The sequence below is a fragment of the Enterobacter cloacae complex sp. IR5384 genome, assembly GCF_049237265.1.
GTDB classification, from domain to species: Bacteria; Pseudomonadota; Gammaproteobacteria; order Enterobacterales; family Enterobacteriaceae; genus Enterobacter; species Enterobacter cloacae.
In genome coordinates, this window is sequence record NZ_JBMKHJ010000010.1 from 72,777 (window position 1) to 86,990 (window position 14,214).

Annotated in this window: 15 protein-coding genes; 4 read left to right on the plus strand and 11 right to left on the minus strand. The window is 55.8% G+C overall.

Going from position 1 to position 14,214, the window contains the following annotated elements; genetic code table 11:
* Position 1: 1 nt before the first annotated feature.
* From livG to livK, 4 genes are read right to left on the minus strand one after another with little or no spacing between them, the layout of a single operon-like run.
* A complete protein-coding gene (gene livG / locus ACOTX3_RS10870; RefSeq protein ID WP_013099129.1) occupies positions 2–769 on the minus strand; it encodes a high-affinity branched-chain amino acid ABC transporter ATP-binding protein LivG in 768 nt (255 codons plus the stop codon).
* The gene (gene livM / locus ACOTX3_RS10875; RefSeq protein ID WP_013099130.1) at positions 766–2,043 is read right to left on the minus strand and encodes a branched chain amino acid ABC transporter permease LivM; all 1,278 of its coding nucleotides are present in this window, start codon (positions 2,041–2,043) and stop codon (positions 766–768) included. The genes livG and livM overlap by 4 nt, the downstream gene beginning before the upstream one ends.
* Positions 2,040–2,966, minus strand: coding sequence for a high-affinity branched-chain amino acid ABC transporter permease LivH (gene livH, locus ACOTX3_RS10880; RefSeq protein ID WP_013099131.1), 927 nt, complete (start codon positions 2,964–2,966; stop codon positions 2,040–2,042). The genes livM and livH overlap by 4 nt, the downstream gene beginning before the upstream one ends.
* Positions 2,967–3,012: 46 nt before the next feature.
* Entirely contained in the window at positions 3,013–4,122 is a 1,110-nt protein-coding gene (livK, locus tag ACOTX3_RS10885) for a high-affinity branched-chain amino acid ABC transporter substrate-binding protein LivK (RefSeq protein WP_028028112.1), read from the minus strand.
* Positions 4,123–4,546: 424 nt separating this feature from the next.
* Between livK and panM the strand changes: the two genes are divergently transcribed.
* On the plus strand, positions 4,547–4,930 hold the full coding sequence (gene panM, locus ACOTX3_RS10890) for an aspartate 1-decarboxylase autocleavage activator PanM (protein WP_058678229.1): 384 nt from the start codon (positions 4,547–4,549) through the stop codon (positions 4,928–4,930).
* Between the two features lie 91 nt (positions 4,931–5,021).
* Here panM and livJ read toward each other — a convergent pair whose 3' ends face one another.
* The 6 genes from livJ to ftsY form a co-directional block, all read right to left on the minus strand.
* Positions 5,022–6,122 carry a branched chain amino acid ABC transporter substrate-binding protein LivJ gene (gene livJ / locus ACOTX3_RS10895; protein WP_014833593.1) on the minus strand — a complete coding sequence of 367 codons (1,101 nt, stop codon included), beginning with the start codon at positions 6,120–6,122 and terminating at the stop codon, positions 5,022–5,024.
* A 196-nt stretch (positions 6,123–6,318) separates the two neighbouring features.
* A complete protein-coding gene (locus ACOTX3_RS10900) occupies positions 6,319–7,584 on the minus strand; it encodes a 4-aminobutyrate--2-oxoglutarate transaminase (RefSeq protein WP_058678230.1) in 1,266 nt (421 codons plus the stop codon).
* 136 nt (positions 7,585–7,720) lie between these two features.
* On the minus strand, positions 7,721–8,578 hold the full coding sequence (gene rpoH / locus ACOTX3_RS10905; protein ID WP_008500093.1) for an RNA polymerase sigma factor RpoH: 858 nt from the start codon (positions 8,576–8,578) through the stop codon (positions 7,721–7,723).
* A 251-nt stretch (positions 8,579–8,829) separates the two neighbouring features.
* Positions 8,830–9,885, minus strand: coding sequence for a permease-like cell division protein FtsX (gene ftsX, locus ACOTX3_RS10910; protein WP_013099139.1), 1,056 nt, complete (start codon positions 9,883–9,885; stop codon positions 8,830–8,832).
* Complete coding sequence (gene ftsE, locus ACOTX3_RS10915; RefSeq protein ID WP_013099140.1) at positions 9,872–10,543, minus strand: cell division ATP-binding protein FtsE; 672 nt, start codon at positions 10,541–10,543, stop codon at positions 9,872–9,874. The genes ftsX and ftsE overlap by 14 nt, the downstream gene beginning before the upstream one ends.
* Positions 10,544–10,545: 2 nt before the next feature.
* Complete coding sequence (gene ftsY, locus ACOTX3_RS10920) at positions 10,546–12,003, minus strand: signal recognition particle-docking protein FtsY (protein ID WP_023621804.1); 1,458 nt, start codon at positions 12,001–12,003, stop codon at positions 10,546–10,548.
* A gap of 127 nt (positions 12,004–12,130) precedes the next feature.
* Between ftsY and rsmD the strand changes: the two genes are divergently transcribed.
* Positions 12,131–12,733, plus strand: coding sequence for a 16S rRNA (guanine(966)-N(2))-methyltransferase (gene rsmD / locus ACOTX3_RS10925; protein WP_029883606.1), 603 nt, complete (start codon positions 12,131–12,133; stop codon positions 12,731–12,733).
* A complete protein-coding gene (locus ACOTX3_RS10930; protein ID WP_013099143.1) occupies positions 12,717–12,998 on the plus strand; it encodes a DUF1145 family protein in 282 nt (93 codons plus the stop codon). Before rsmD ends, ACOTX3_RS10930 begins: the two co-directional genes overlap by 17 nt.
* A 54-nt stretch (positions 12,999–13,052) precedes the next feature.
* On the opposite strand, the gene ACOTX3_RS10935 is transcribed toward ACOTX3_RS10930, so the two are convergent.
* The gene (locus ACOTX3_RS10935) at positions 13,053–13,409 is read right to left on the minus strand and encodes a DUF2500 domain-containing protein (RefSeq protein WP_029883607.1); all 357 of its coding nucleotides are present in this window, start codon (positions 13,407–13,409) and stop codon (positions 13,053–13,055) included.
* Positions 13,410–13,538: 129 nt separating this feature from the next.
* Here ACOTX3_RS10935 and ACOTX3_RS10940 point away from each other — a divergent pair, with 129 nt between their 5' ends.
* On the plus strand, positions 13,539–14,165 hold the full coding sequence (locus tag ACOTX3_RS10940) for a lysoplasmalogenase (protein ID WP_013099145.1): 627 nt from the start codon (positions 13,539–13,541) through the stop codon (positions 14,163–14,165).
* Positions 14,166–14,214 lie beyond the last annotated feature (49 nt).

The following is a 14,214-nucleotide window of genomic DNA, read 5'->3' on the forward strand; positions in this document are numbered from 1 at the left end:
CTTATGCCTCACCCAGGTATGCGCGGATCACGTCCGGGTTGTTGCGGATCTCATCCGGCGTGCCGTTTGCCAGCGGCGTCCCCTGGTTCACCACGTAGATACGGTCAGAGATCCCCATTACCAGCTTCATATCGTGCTCAATCAGCAGGATAGTGGTGTCGTGATGATCGCGAAGCTCAGCAATCAGCTCGTCCAGCTCTTTGGTCTCTTTCGGGTTGAGGCCCGCAGCGGGTTCATCGAGCATCAGGATTTCCGGCTGCGTTACCATGCAGCGCACAATCTCAAGGCGACGCTGGTCACCGTACGCAAGGTTACTTGCCTGGCGGTTGGCATGCGGCAGCAGACCGATACGGTCAAGCCATGTTGCCGCACGATCCAGCGCTTCGCTCTGCGCCCGGCGGAAGGCTGGCGTCTTCAGCAGGCCGGAGAACAGACCGGTTTTCAACTGCTGATGCTGTGCCACCAGCAGGTTCTCAATCACCGTCATCTCGCGGAACAGACGCACGTGCTGGAAAGTACGCACTACGCCCATGCGGGCAATCTGCTGGCCCGGCAGCCCTTCCAGGTGCTGGTCGCGCAGCATGATGGTGCCGCCCGTCGGCTTGTAGAAACCGGTCAGGCAGTTAAAGACCGTGGTTTTTCCCGCACCGTTCGGGCCAATCAGAGAGACGATCTCTTTCTTGTGCAGATCCAGATTCACATTGTTGACCGCCAGCAGGCCGCCAAAACGCATCATCAGACCGTTAACGGATAATAATGGCTGACTCATGCCTGCTCTCCTTTTGCTTGCCCGTTCTTCAGCTTCAGCTGTGGACGGGTCATCGGCAGCAGACCCTGCGGACGCCAGATCATCATCAGCACCATCAAACCACCCAGCATCAGCATGCTGTATTCGTTAAAGTCACGCATCAGCTCGCGTGAAACCACCAGCAGAATGGCGGCGAGGATAACGGCAAACTGCGACCCCATCCCGCCGAGCACCACAATCGCCAGCACAAAGGCGGATTCGGCAAAGGTGAACGATTCCGGGCTGACAAAGCCCTGACGCGCGGCAAACAGCGTGCCGGCAAAACCGGCAAACGCGGCGCTGATGGTGAACGCAGTCAGCTTAATGCGGGTCGGGTTGAGGCCCAGGGAGCGGCAGGCGATTTCATCTTCACGCAGCGCTTCCCACGCGCGGCCCAGCGGCATACGCAGCAGGCGGTTAATCACGAACAGGGTGATGACCACCAGCAGCAGCGCCACCAGATAGAGCCAAATCACGCGATCGGACGGATCGTATTTCACGCCGAAGAAGTTGCTGAAGGTATCCCAGCCGCCTTCACGGGCGGTACGGCTGAACTCCAGACCAAAAAAGGTTGGTTTCGGAATCTGGCTGATGCCGTTCGGGCCGCCGGTCACCTCGGTATTGTTGAGCAGCAGGATACGGACGATTTCGCCGAAGCCTAAGGTCACAATCGCCAGGTAGTCACCGCGCAGGCGCAGCACCGGGAAGCCAAGCAGGAAACCTGCCGCGGCAGAGACCAGCCCCGCCAGCGGCAAGCACGTCCAGAAGCCGAGACCGTAATAGTGGTTCAGTAGCGCAAAGGTATACGCGCCAATGGCGTAGAAACCGCCGTAGCCCAGTACCAGCAGGCCAGAGAGCCCCACTACCACGTTTAGGCCCAGACCCAGAATAACGTAGATCATGGTCAGGGTGGCGATATCTACCGTGCCGCGCGAGACCACGAACGGCCACGCCACCGCAGCCACCAGCAGCGCCACGAGGAACAGCTTCTGCTTAACGGTGGAGCCGTCGATAGCTGGCAGGACAAACTTCGGTCCTGAGACGCCTTTCAGCGTTTTCTGGAACAGCGGGCGCAGCAGCTGGAACAGGAACACCACGGCGGTGCCGATAAAGACCCACTGCCAGCGAATGTCAGCGGCGGTGTCTACCACAAGCTTTGTGCCGTTCAGCTCTAACTGAACGCCCATAAAGACGCCCGCCAGCACGAAGAACATGGCGGCAGAGAGCAGCGCCATTGCAAAATGCATCGGTTTCATACTTTCTCTACCTCCGGACGACCCAGAATACCGGTAGGCATCACCAGCAGAACCAGAATCAGCAGGGCAAACGACACCACGTCTTTATACTCGGTACTCAGATACGCTGAGGAGAGCGCTTCTGCCACGCCCAGAATCAGGCCGCCAATCATCGCGCCAGGAATACTGCCGATACCGCCCAGTACCGCCGCGGTAAAGGCTTTCATCCCGGCCATAAAGCCGATGTACGGATTAATTACGCCGTAGAACTGGCCGAGCAGGACGCCTGCGACGGCCGCCATCGCCGCGCCGATCACAAAAGTGAGCGCAATCACGCGGTCAGTGTTGATCCCGAGCAGGCTTGCCATCTTCAAATCTTCCGCGCAGGCGCGGCAGGCGCGTCCCATGCGCGAGTAGCGGATGAAGAGCGTCAGGGCGAGCATCGCAATAAAGGTCACCACCCAGATCACCAGTTGCATGGTGGTGATAGAGGCAGAGAAGTTTTCGCTGGCACCGACAATCCACTGGCCGTTGAACAGGCTTGGCAGCGCCACATCGCGCGAGCCTTCGGTCAGGCTGACGTAGTTTTGCAGGAAGATAGACATCCCAATCGCGGAGATCAGGGCAATCAGGCGCTTGGAGCTGCGTACCGGCCGGTAGGCCACCCGCTCGATGCTCCAGCCGTAGGCGCTGGCAATCACAATCGCGCCGACAAACCCGGCGGCGACCAGCAGCCAGCTGCTGTCGATACCCATCATCATCAGGGCGGCGATAATCATAAAGGAGACGTAGCTACCGATCATGTACACCTCGCCGTGGGCGAAGTTGATCATGCCGATAATGCCGTACACCATCGTATAGCCGATGGCAATCAGCGCGTAGGTGCTTCCCAGCGTGACGCCGTTAAACATCTGCTGCAGGAAATAGAGAAACTGCTCGGACATATGCAAACCTTTTTATACCCGCCCGGCGGTCCGGGCGGCGGGATAATTATTTGGCGGCCGAAGACGAACCGTCGGCGTGCCACTTAAAGACACCAAATTCAAATCCCTTCAGATCGCCTTTCTCATCCCAGTTCAGCGGCCCAATCACGGTGTTCGCCCCGTGTGCTTTTAAATCTTTCACCAGATCCAGCGGTTCTTTGCTGCCAGTACGGTCCAGCGCGGTGGCCAGTGACTGCACGGCGGCGTAGGTGATCCAGACGTATGGACCACTTGGATCTTTCTTCTGCGCCTTGAGCGCATCCACGATAGCCTTGTTCGCCGGATCCTGGTCATAGCGTTTTGGCATCGTCACCAGCATGCCTTCAGCGGCATCCCCGGCGATGTTAGACAGGGAGGCGTTACCCACGCCTTCTGGCCCCATGAACTGGGTTTTCAGACCGACCGAGCGCGCCTGGCGCAGCATCTGGCCCATTTCCGGGTAATAACCACCGTAGTAAACGAAGTCGATATTCTCTTTTTGCAGACGGGCGATCAGCGCAGAGAAATCTTTCTCACCCGCGGTAATCCCGTCGAAGAAGACGATGTTTGCGCCGCCTTTTTTCAGCCCGTCCTGAACGGAACGCGCCAGGCCTTCGCCGTACTGCTGTTTGTCATGAATAATGGCAATGCGCTGCGGTTTAACCGTCTCGAGGATGTATTTCGCCGCGGTTGGCCCCTGGGAGGAGTCCAGACCGGCGGTACGCATAATGTGCTGGTAGCCGCGCTGGGTCAGCTCCGGGTTGGTGGCACCAGGGGTAATCATCAGAATACCTTCGTCTTCGTAGATATCAGACGCAGGCTGAGTGGACGATGAGCACAGATGGCCGATCACATACTGGATGCCATCGTTCACGATTTTGTTCGCCACCGCGACGGCCTGTTTTGGATCGCAGGCGTCGTCGTATTCCACGCCCACCAGCTTGTCGCCTTTGATGCCACCTTTGGCGTTGATGTCTTTAATTGCCTGACGTGCGCCGTTGAACTCCATGTCACCCCACTGGGCAACAGGCCCGGACATGGCACCGACCACCGCAACCTTAATCTCTTCCGCCATGGCTGCATGCGAGAGAGACAATGCAACCATGCCCGCGATTAACGTCTTCGCGTTCCTTTTCATCTCTGAATCCCCATTCGTGATGTCGTGTATATATTTTGTTTTATTATGGTTAAAAAGCATTCTGTACTTTTAATGCACAACGCTATTTTTACCAGTGCCTTTAATGGTTTAGCGCAGGTTTTTATCAAAAACCAGACTAAAATCTCTATTTTTCAGGCGATTAAGCAAAGATAATATTCTGAAATCAGGCAGAGATAAACAAATAAAAGTGCAGTTTGCAGCATAAAATAACGGTACAAAGCGCCGAATAAATCACTGCCATTCAGGTTAAAATTCTGCTTATTTTTCGATCCATGTGTTTTCAGACTGCACTTCGCCCTGGCAAAAAACTAATCACCTGGTAACGGGGAATAAAAAGAGGAAGCCGCTGAGCGAATAAATTGAGTACACTGCCTCTACTCAATTTGATTTGGACAAGCAGCTAATGAAACTGACTATCGTTCGTCTGGTGACCTTTAGCGACCAGGATCATATCGACCTGGGCAAGATCTGGCCGGAATATTCCCCTTCGTCGCTGAGCGTTGACGAAACCCACCGTATTTATGCCGCGCGCTTCAACGAGCGTCTGCTGGCTGCTGTGCGCGTGACGCTGAGCGGCACGGAAGGGGCGCTGGACTCTCTGCGCGTGCGTGACGTCACCCGTCGTCGCGGCGTAGGACAGTACCTGATTGAAGAAGTGCTCCGTGAAAACCCGAGCATTAACTCCTGGTGGATGGCCGACGTAGGCGTGGAGGACCGTAGCGTGATGGCGGCGTTTATGCAGGCGTTAGGGTTTACGGCGCAGAAAAATGGGTGGGAGAAGCGCTAGATTTGTGCGGCCTGATGCCCTCACCCCAGCCCTCTCCCACGGGGAGAGGGGGCAAACATTAAAAAAGGCAACTTACGTTGCCTTTTTGCTTTTATTTGGCGTCAGTAGCAGTACCGTTGGCATGCCAGTCAAACACGCCGAACTCGAAGCCCTTCAGATCGCCCTTCTCATCCCAGGAGAGCGGCCCCATCACGGTATCAACAGAGTTCGCTTTCAGCCAGGTGGCAATCTCAGCCGGATCGGCTGACTGGTTCAGACCCGCCTGCAGAGACTGCAGTGCTGCGTAGGTTGTCCAGACGAACGCGCCGCTTGGATCCTGTTTCTTCGCCTTAATGGCATCTACAATCGGTTTGTTCGCAGGGACCTGGTCGTAGTTCTTCGGCTTGGTCACCAGCAGGCCTTCCGCAGACTCACCGGCAATGTTAGACAGGGAAACGTTCGCCACCCCTTCCGGCCCCATGAACTGGGTTTTCAGACCCGCTGCACGAGCCTGACGCAGGATCTGCCCCATTTCCGGGTGGTAGCCACCGTAGTAAACGAAGTCGATATTCTCTTTCTTCAGACGCGCCACCAGGGTAGAGAAGTCTTTCTCACCGGCGGTGATACCATCAAAGAACACGACGTCAGCATTCGCTTTCTTCAGGTTGTCCTGCACGGAGCGCGCCAGACCTTCACCGTACTGCTGTTTGTCATGAACGATCGCGATACGCTTCGGCTTCACTTTTTCGACAATGTATTTGGCGGCCGTTGGGCCCTGATCGGAGTCCAGACCGGTGGTGCGCAGGATCAGCTTATAGCCGCGCGACGTCAGCTCCGGTGCCGTTGCCGCCGGGGTGATCATCAGGATGCCTTCGTCTTCGTAGATATCAGACGCAGGCTGGGTGGAAGAGGAGCACAGGTGACCGATAACGTATTTGATGCCGTCGTTCACCACTTTGTTCGCCACGGCAACCGCTTGTTTCGGGTCACAGGCATCATCATATTTTACGATCTGCAGTTTTTCGCCTTTGATACCGCCCTTCGCATTAATGTCGGCAACCGCCTGTTCTGCGCCCGTAAATTCCTGGTCGCCATACTGTGCTACCGGACCGGACATCGCGCCCACCACGGCCACTTTAATATCGGCCTGCGCCATGGTGCTGAATGCCAACGCGATACATCCTGCCAGTAACGCTTTACCCTTCATGTTCATCCTGAGATTCCCCATTATTATGGTTATTACGATTGTTGTGATGTTGTTGTGTAGCGCTTTATTTCAGTTATAGGTATGCCAGTCGCGCTTTTTCAGCATACTCTGCTAAAACATACCCCATTTTTATGATTTTGGAATAGCAAATTTGAAATGAATATATGATAAGCCCGGCAGGAATTTCACCGGGCTTCTGGCTTTAACGAGTCAGCGACGCAGAAATAATGTCCAGCGCTTTACGGAACTGCACTTCAGGGATTGTGAGCGGATAGAGGAAACGGATGACGTTACCGTACACGCCGCAACTCAGAAGCAGAAGGCCTTCCTGCAGGGCTCGCTCCTGAACCTGACGGGTGAATTCCGGTGACGGCAGCCCGGATTGCGGATCGTTAAACTCCACCGCCACCATTGAGCCTTGTGCGCGGATATCCGCGATATACGGACAATGTTCCTTCGCTTTGTTCAGTACTTCCACCAGATGATGACCCAGGTGCGCCGAGCGCGTACAAAGATCGTCTTCATCAATCACGTCCAGCACGGCATGTGCGGCGGCGATCGCCAGTGGGTTACCGGCATAGGTACCGCCCAGTCCGCCAGGCGCAGGCGCGTCCATCACCTCGGCGCGGCCCGACACCGCCGAGAGCGGCATGCCACCCGCCAGGCTTTTCGCCATGGTGACCAGATCCGGTTTCACGCAGTGGTGTTCCATCGAGAACAGTTTTCCGGTACGCGCAAAACCGCTTTGCACCTCGTCGGCGATCAGCAAAATACCGTGGGTATCGCACAGGGCGCGCAAGGCCTGCATAAAATCCGCCGGTGCAATGTTGAAACCGCCCTCACCCTGAACCGGTTCAAGAATAATGGCTGCCACCTGGTCCGGGGCAATGTCCGCTTTGAAGATACGCTCCAGGCTTTTTAATGCCTCTGCCGTACTGACACCGTGCAGTTCATTGGGGTATTGGGCGTGATATACCGAGCCAGGAAACGGCCCGAAACCCAGCTTGTAAGGGGCAACTTTCCCCGTCAGCGCCATGGTCATCGAGGTGCGTCCATGAAAAGCACCGCCAAAGGCGATCAGGCCAGGGCGTCTGGTGTATGCGCGGGCAATTTTTACCGCGTTTTCGACGGCTTCAGCCCCCGTTGAGAAGAAGGCGGTTTTGGCCGGGCCGTCAATCGGCACACGCGCGTTGATCCGCTCGGCAAGCGACACATAGCCTTCGTACGGCACAATCTGGTACGCCGTGTGGGTGAAGGCATGAAGTTGTTTTTCAATGGCGGAAATGATTTTTGGATGGCGATGCCCGGTGTTCAGCACCGCTATTCCGGCGGCGAAGTCGATATACTCGTTGCCCTCGACGTCCCACACCGTGGCGTTTTCAGCTTTTTCGGCATAGAAGTTACACATCACGCCGATGCCGCGCGGCGTCGCCTGTAAACGCCGGTCGTTCAGTTCGTTATTTTTCACCCTGTCCCCCTGAGAAAGTCGCCTGCTTAGCGCATCAGTAAGTGTTTGCCAGGGGGGAGAAATTCGCCAGAGCGGGCGCTAAAAAAACAAAACCCCCGGATTCGCATCCAGGGGCTCTCGTCATACTTCGCGGAAATTACGCTTCAATCGCGGCGCGAAGTTTTTTCATGGCGTTCTTTTCAAGCTGACGCACACGTTCAGCGGACACGCCGTAGCGGTCGGCCAGCTCCTGCAGCGTGGACTTGTTGTCTTCGTCCAGCCAGCGGGCACGGATAATATCCTGGCTACGCTCGTCAAGGCCTTCCATCGCATAGCTCAGCTTGTTCGCGGCCTGATCTTCCCAGTTGTCCTCTTCAATGCCGTCAGCAAAGTTAGAGGTCTTATCCTGCAGATACAGTACCGGCGCCATTGGCTGGCTGTCGGACGCATCGTCATCGGAAGACATGTCAAAAGTCATGTCCTGCGCGGCCATACGGGATTCCATCTCACGCACATCTTTGCTGGAAACACCCAGCTCGCGCGCCACCATTTCTACTTCATCCTGATTGAACCAGCCCAGACGCTGCTTGGTTTTACGCAGGTTGAAGAAGAGTTTGCGTTGCGCTTTTGTCGTGGCGACTTTCACGATACGCCAGTTGCGCAGCACGTATTCGTGAATCTCTGCTTTGATCCAGTGCACAGCGAAGGAGACCAGTCGTACACCCACTTCCGGGTTAAAGCGACGTACAGCCTTCATCAGGCCGATGTTACCTTCCTGAATCAAGTCCGCCTGCGGCAGGCCATAGCCCGCATAATTACGAGCAATGTGAACAACAAAGCGCAGGTGAGACAGGATCAGCTTTTTCGCTGCTTCCAGATCGCCCTGGTAATGCAGCTTTTCAGCAAGCTCCTTTTCTTCCTCGGCCGTTAACATCGGCCAAGTGTTCGCAGCCCGGATATACGATTCCAGGTTACCAACAGGGGCTAAAGCTAAAGTTTGCATTTCTTTGGTCATTCATTCCTCTCAATGTTTCTTCTGGTCCAGGTTGTCCCCATCAGGCAACAACCATGCCAAAGCGTTTGAGCAACGAGATTAGCATTCACTCTTTTATCAGACAGTGATTTTATCCACAAGTTCCAGGTGCAACGGTGAATAAATTACGCACAAAATGTGACATGGAGATGATAACAGGGGAAGAGACAACAGGGACGCTTTCCCTGCAGAGCGAACATCTCGGTGCAGGGAAAGATTATATCACGCTTTTCTTAGTCGGGAGTAAAGTGGCGTAAATGTTGAACCGTCGCCAGCCATGCTGCCACCCAGCCAATCATGGAGCAAACCAGCAGCAGAAGAAGGCACTCATCGAACCCTAAACCACTGATATCAAACTTAGTTCCGAAGACCTGCGCCACCTCGGTCACGGCGGAGGAGAGCCGCATCACCAAAATTTCTGACAATATCAGTGAAAGAAATGCGCCGGAAAAACCGAGCAATGCGCCGCCGTAAAGGAACGGACGCAGGATGAAGCCATCCGTCGCACCAATCAGCTTTTGCACGTTGATGGTATCGCGGCGGGCGAAAATGCTCAGACGCACGCTGTTACCGATGACGAGGAACACCGCCGCCACCATCAGCACGCCAATCATCGCCGACACGCGCCCCACCAGCCCGGTCAGTGCGGCAAGACGCGCAAACCAGCTGTCGTCCATACGCACTTCATCAATGCCTTTAATGGTAGAGATGCGGTCGCGCAGCGTATTAAGTGAATCCGTTCCCTGGAAGTCGAGCTTCGGGATCACCACCGCCACGGCCGGCAGCGGGTTCTCTTCGAGCATATCCAGCGCGCCGCCAAAGCCTGACCAGTTACGGAACTCACCCAGCGCTTCTTCGCGGGAAAGGTAGTTCACCTTCTCCACGCCCTTCTCGGCCTGGATTTGCCCCACCACCTGCGCCGCGGCGTTATCGTCGAGCGCTTTGTCCAGATAGACCGTGATCTGCGGAGACGGATAGTACTGCGACGCCGCCTGATTCACGTTCTTATAGACCATATAGCAGACGCTTGGCAGCGTCAGCGAAATGGCGATAACCATCACCGTCAGGAACGTCGCCAGCGGTTTACTTTTCAGATCCTGCAACGCGCCGTGGAAGGCGTAGCGTACCTGTTCATTGAACACGTTGGTTTTGCGGGAGTTTGGCTTCGGCGCGGCTTTCGCCCGCTTCGGCGCATTACGGTTACCGTCACCGCCACCCTGCGGCTTACGGAAACGGTCAAACCGGTTCCCGAACTGCCGAATCTGGTTCATTGCATCACGCTTGTTCACCGTGGCCTCCATGCAAATGCCCGTCGCTCAGGGTCAGCATGCGGTACGAACGGCGGGAAATGAGCCCGATGTCGTGCGTCGCCATCAATACCGTCACCCCAACGCGGTTGAATTCCTCAAACAGACGCAAAATCCCTTCAGAAAGGGCGTCGTCCAGGTTACCGGTCGGTTCATCCGCCAGCAATACCGCAGGCTTGTTCACCACCGCACGGGCAATGCCCACACGCTGCTGTTCACCGCCGGAGAGCTGGATCGGAAAGTTCTTCGCTTTGTCCAGCAGCCCGACCTTATCCAGCGCCGCAGAGACGCGACGGCGGATATCATCATAGCTGGCACCGGCAATAATCAGCGGGATCGCCACGTTATCGAAAACGGTGCGATCCATCAGCAGGTGGTGATCCTGGAAAATCATCCCGATCTGGCGACGCAGGAACGGCACTTCGCGGTTCTTAAGACGGCTAATTTCATGGCCGCTGAACCAGATTTTCCCGGCGCTTGGCCGTTCAATCCCACAGATAAGCTTGAGCAGGGTACTTTTCCCCGCGCCGGAATGGCCGGTCAGGAATGCCATCTCGCCTGGCTGCAGGTGGAAGGTCACCCCCTGCAGCGCTTGTCTCCCACCGAGATAGGCCTTGCTGACGTGTTCAAAGCGAATCATTGTTAGTCCTCTCGGGCAAATAATGCCTCAATAAAGTCGTCCGCCTTAAACGGACGCAAATCCTCAATACGCTCGCCCACACCGATGTAACGAATAGGAATGCCGAACTGATCGGCCACGGAGAAGATCACCCCGCCTTTCGCGGTGCCGTCCAGTTTGGTCAGCGTGATCCCGGTCAGTCCTACCGCTTCATGGAACAGCTTCGCCTGGCTGACGGCGTTCTGTCCGGTGCTGGCATCGATGGTCAGCATAATTTCATGCGGTGCGTCTTCGTCCAGCTTCTTCATGACGCGGACGATTTTCTTCAACTCTTCCATCAGGTGCGATTTGTTCTGCAAACGCCCTGCGGTATCGGCAATCAGGACATCCACATTTCGCGACTTCGCCGCCTGGATGGCGTCAAAGATCACGGACGCGGAATCCGCACCGGTGTGCTGCGCAATCACCGGAATGTTGTTGCGCTGGCCCCACACCTGCAGCTGTTCAACCGCCGCCGCGCGGAAGGTATCACCCGCCGCTAGCATCACCGTTTTACCCTGCTGCTCGAACTGACGCGCCAGTTTGCCGATGGTGGTGGTCTTCCCGACACCGTTAACGCCAACCATCAGAATAACAAATGGCGTTTTGCCTTCAATATTAAGCGGTTCGTCAACTTTTGCGAGAATTTCACCCATCTCGTCTTTCAGCAGGCCGTACAGCGCTTCGGCGTCGCGCAGCTGTTTGCGGCTCGCCCCTTCGGTCAGGTTGGCGATGATCTTACGGGTGGTTTCCACCCCAACGTCCGCAATCAGCAACTGCTCTTCCAGCTCTTCAAACAGATCGTCGTCGATCTTTTTGCCGCGGAACAGACTGATAAATCCGGAACCTAAATTTTCTTTGGTTTTTAACAGGCTGCGTTTCAGGCGGGCAAAGAAACCTTCTTTGGTCGGTTTTTCCTGCTCCTGAACGATCTCCTCTTCGGCCTGCTCTTCCACGGGCACGACGATAACCGCTTCTTCAGCCGCCTGAGCGGCCAGCGCCTGGGCTTCCAGCTCTTCGTCGGTCAGCGCCGGCTCATGTGCCGCTTCTTCTTCCACCGCGTCGACAATTTCCACGGTTTCCGCTTCGGCCTGCCACTCTTCAGGGGAAACGTCCTCCGCTTTTACCTCTTCCGGCAGCGGCAACTCTTCATGTTCGATAACGGCCTGCGGCGCTTCAGTAACCGCTTCAACAACAGGTTCTGGCTTTTCGCTCTCCTGAACCTGTTCGGTGACCTCAACCACCTCTTCAGCAAAGGCTTCAGTCTCTTCTTTGCTGTGCGCATGCTCTTCCGCTTCGACAACCGCGGCGGTTTCTACAGGCGTTTCAGGCTGAGACTGCTCTTCAACGGCTTGTTGTTCTTCGGTTTTCTGTTCTGTTTCTTGCTCTTTTTCACCGAAACCCAGCCAGGAAAAGAAGCCACGTTTTTTTTGTTTTGCCATCTGCGACTACACTCCTCGCGGCGCTATATACATGGAAGCTAAAAAAATGATGAAATAGTCTAACACTTTACTTAATTGACATCACCGCCCGCAATCGCAGGCCAATTGTTAACAGAGCTTTCCTGAGATGAAGAAACCCAACCGCGCCCCAGCCGGTCAAATTCGTATTATCGGTGGCCAGTGGCGAGGCCGGAAACTCCCGGTGCCGGACAGCCCCGGTTTACGCCCAACCACCGACCGCGTGCGTGAAACGCTGTTTAACTGGCTGGCCCCGTCAATGGTAGACGCCCACTGCCTCGACTGCTTTGCTGGCAGCGGCGCATTAGGGCTGGAAGCCCTCTCGCGCTACGCCGCCAGCGCCACGCTGCTGGAGATGGAGCGCGGCGTCGCGCAGACGCTGCAGCAAAATCTGGCGACGCTGAAAGCCACCAACGCCAAAGTGGTGAACACCAATACGCTCAGTTTCCTCGCGCAGCCAGGCACGCCGCACAACGTGGTGTTTGTCGATCCGCCGTTCCGTAAGGGGCTGCTGGAAGAGACGTTATCCCTGCTGGAAAGCAACGGCTGGCTGGCGGATGACGCGCTGATTTACGTTGAAAGCGAAGTGGAAAATGGGCTACCGCCAGTGCCGGTTCACTGGGATTTACACCGCGAAAAAGTGGCGGGTCAGGTCGCTTATCGTCTGTATCATCGTCAGGCACAAGGAGAATCCAATGCCAGTACTGATTAATCTGGGACGTTTGCTGATGCTGTGCGTCTGGGCGTTTTTACTGCTCAATCTGGTGCATCCGTTCCCGCGCCCGATGAATATCTTTGTGAACGTGGCGTTTATCTTTACCACGTTCATGCACGCCCTGCAGATGGTGATGCTGAAAAACGGCCTGCCGAAAGACGGCCCGCAGATGACCGGCTGGCAGCAGCTGCGCGTGTTTATTTTCGGCGTGTTTGAACTGCTGGTGTGGATGAAGAAGTTTAAGGCGCAGGTGAAGAAGTAAGGTGCGGTCTGATGCCCTCACCCTAACCCTCTCCCACAGGGAGAGGGAACCGTATTATTCAGCCCTGAACCCTTCAAACCGCGACCCTTTGTAACTCAGCATCCCTTTCTCACCTACCGTCAGCTGATGGTACTGCTGCGCCTCCAGGCGGAAGGTCATCTCCAGGCCGCCCGTTTCCGGCTTAAAGCTCGCTTCATAGCGCATGGTTGTTCCCGCAGGGGTAACCTGTTGCTGGCGCGAGCGCCGGTCATTAAGGGGTTTTTCGCGTTTATTGCTCACCACCACGCGCTTTTGCATCAACGGCGCGGCGTCGTTATCCGCCTTCTCGCGGCGCTGCTGCACAAAACGGAACGAGGCGGCAATGACGATAATCGCCACCACGATAATGAAAAACAGCGGCATCTTGCTCATTCAACAATCCCATAAGATTATGCGGAATTCAGGATACCCTGACTCCCCTGGCATTGCCAAACGCCTGCCCGCATCACTACACTGAAGATGAAACTGATTATTCAGCCTTAACAGATACAGGGAGTTAATATGCTTTGGTCATTTATCGCTGTCTGTTTTTCCGCATGGCTTTATGTCGATGCGTCATACCGCGGTCCGGCCTGGCAGCGCTGGTTGTTTAAACCCGTCACGCTGTTGCTGCTCCTGCTGCTTGCCTGGCAAGCGCCGATGTTTAACGCCATCAGCTACCTGGTCCTCGCCGGGCTGTGTGCTTCTCTGATTGGCGATGCCTTAACCCTGTTGCCGCGTCAGCGTCTGCTGTATGCCGTGGGGGCGTTCTTCCTGTCGCATCTGCTTTACACCATCTACTTTGCCAGCCAGATGACGCTATCCTTCTTCTGGCCGCTCCCGCTGGTGCTGCTGGTGATCGGCGCGCTGCTGATCGCGGTGATCTGGTCACGCCTGGAAGAGATGCGTCTGCCCGTCTGCACGTTTATTGCCATGACGCTGGTGATGGTGTGGCTGGCCGGTGAACTGTGGTTCTTCCGCCCAACCTCACAGGCGATGTCCGCTTTCTTTGGCGCGGCGCTGCTGTTAATCGGCAATATCGTCTGGCTGGGCAGCCACTATCGCCGTCGTTTCCGGGCTGATAACGCGATTGCCTCCGCCTGTTACTTTGCGGGGCACTTCCTGATTGTGCGTTCGCTGTATATCTAAATAAGCCTTGACTCTGGAGTCGACTCCAGAGTGTATGCTGCGGTTAATG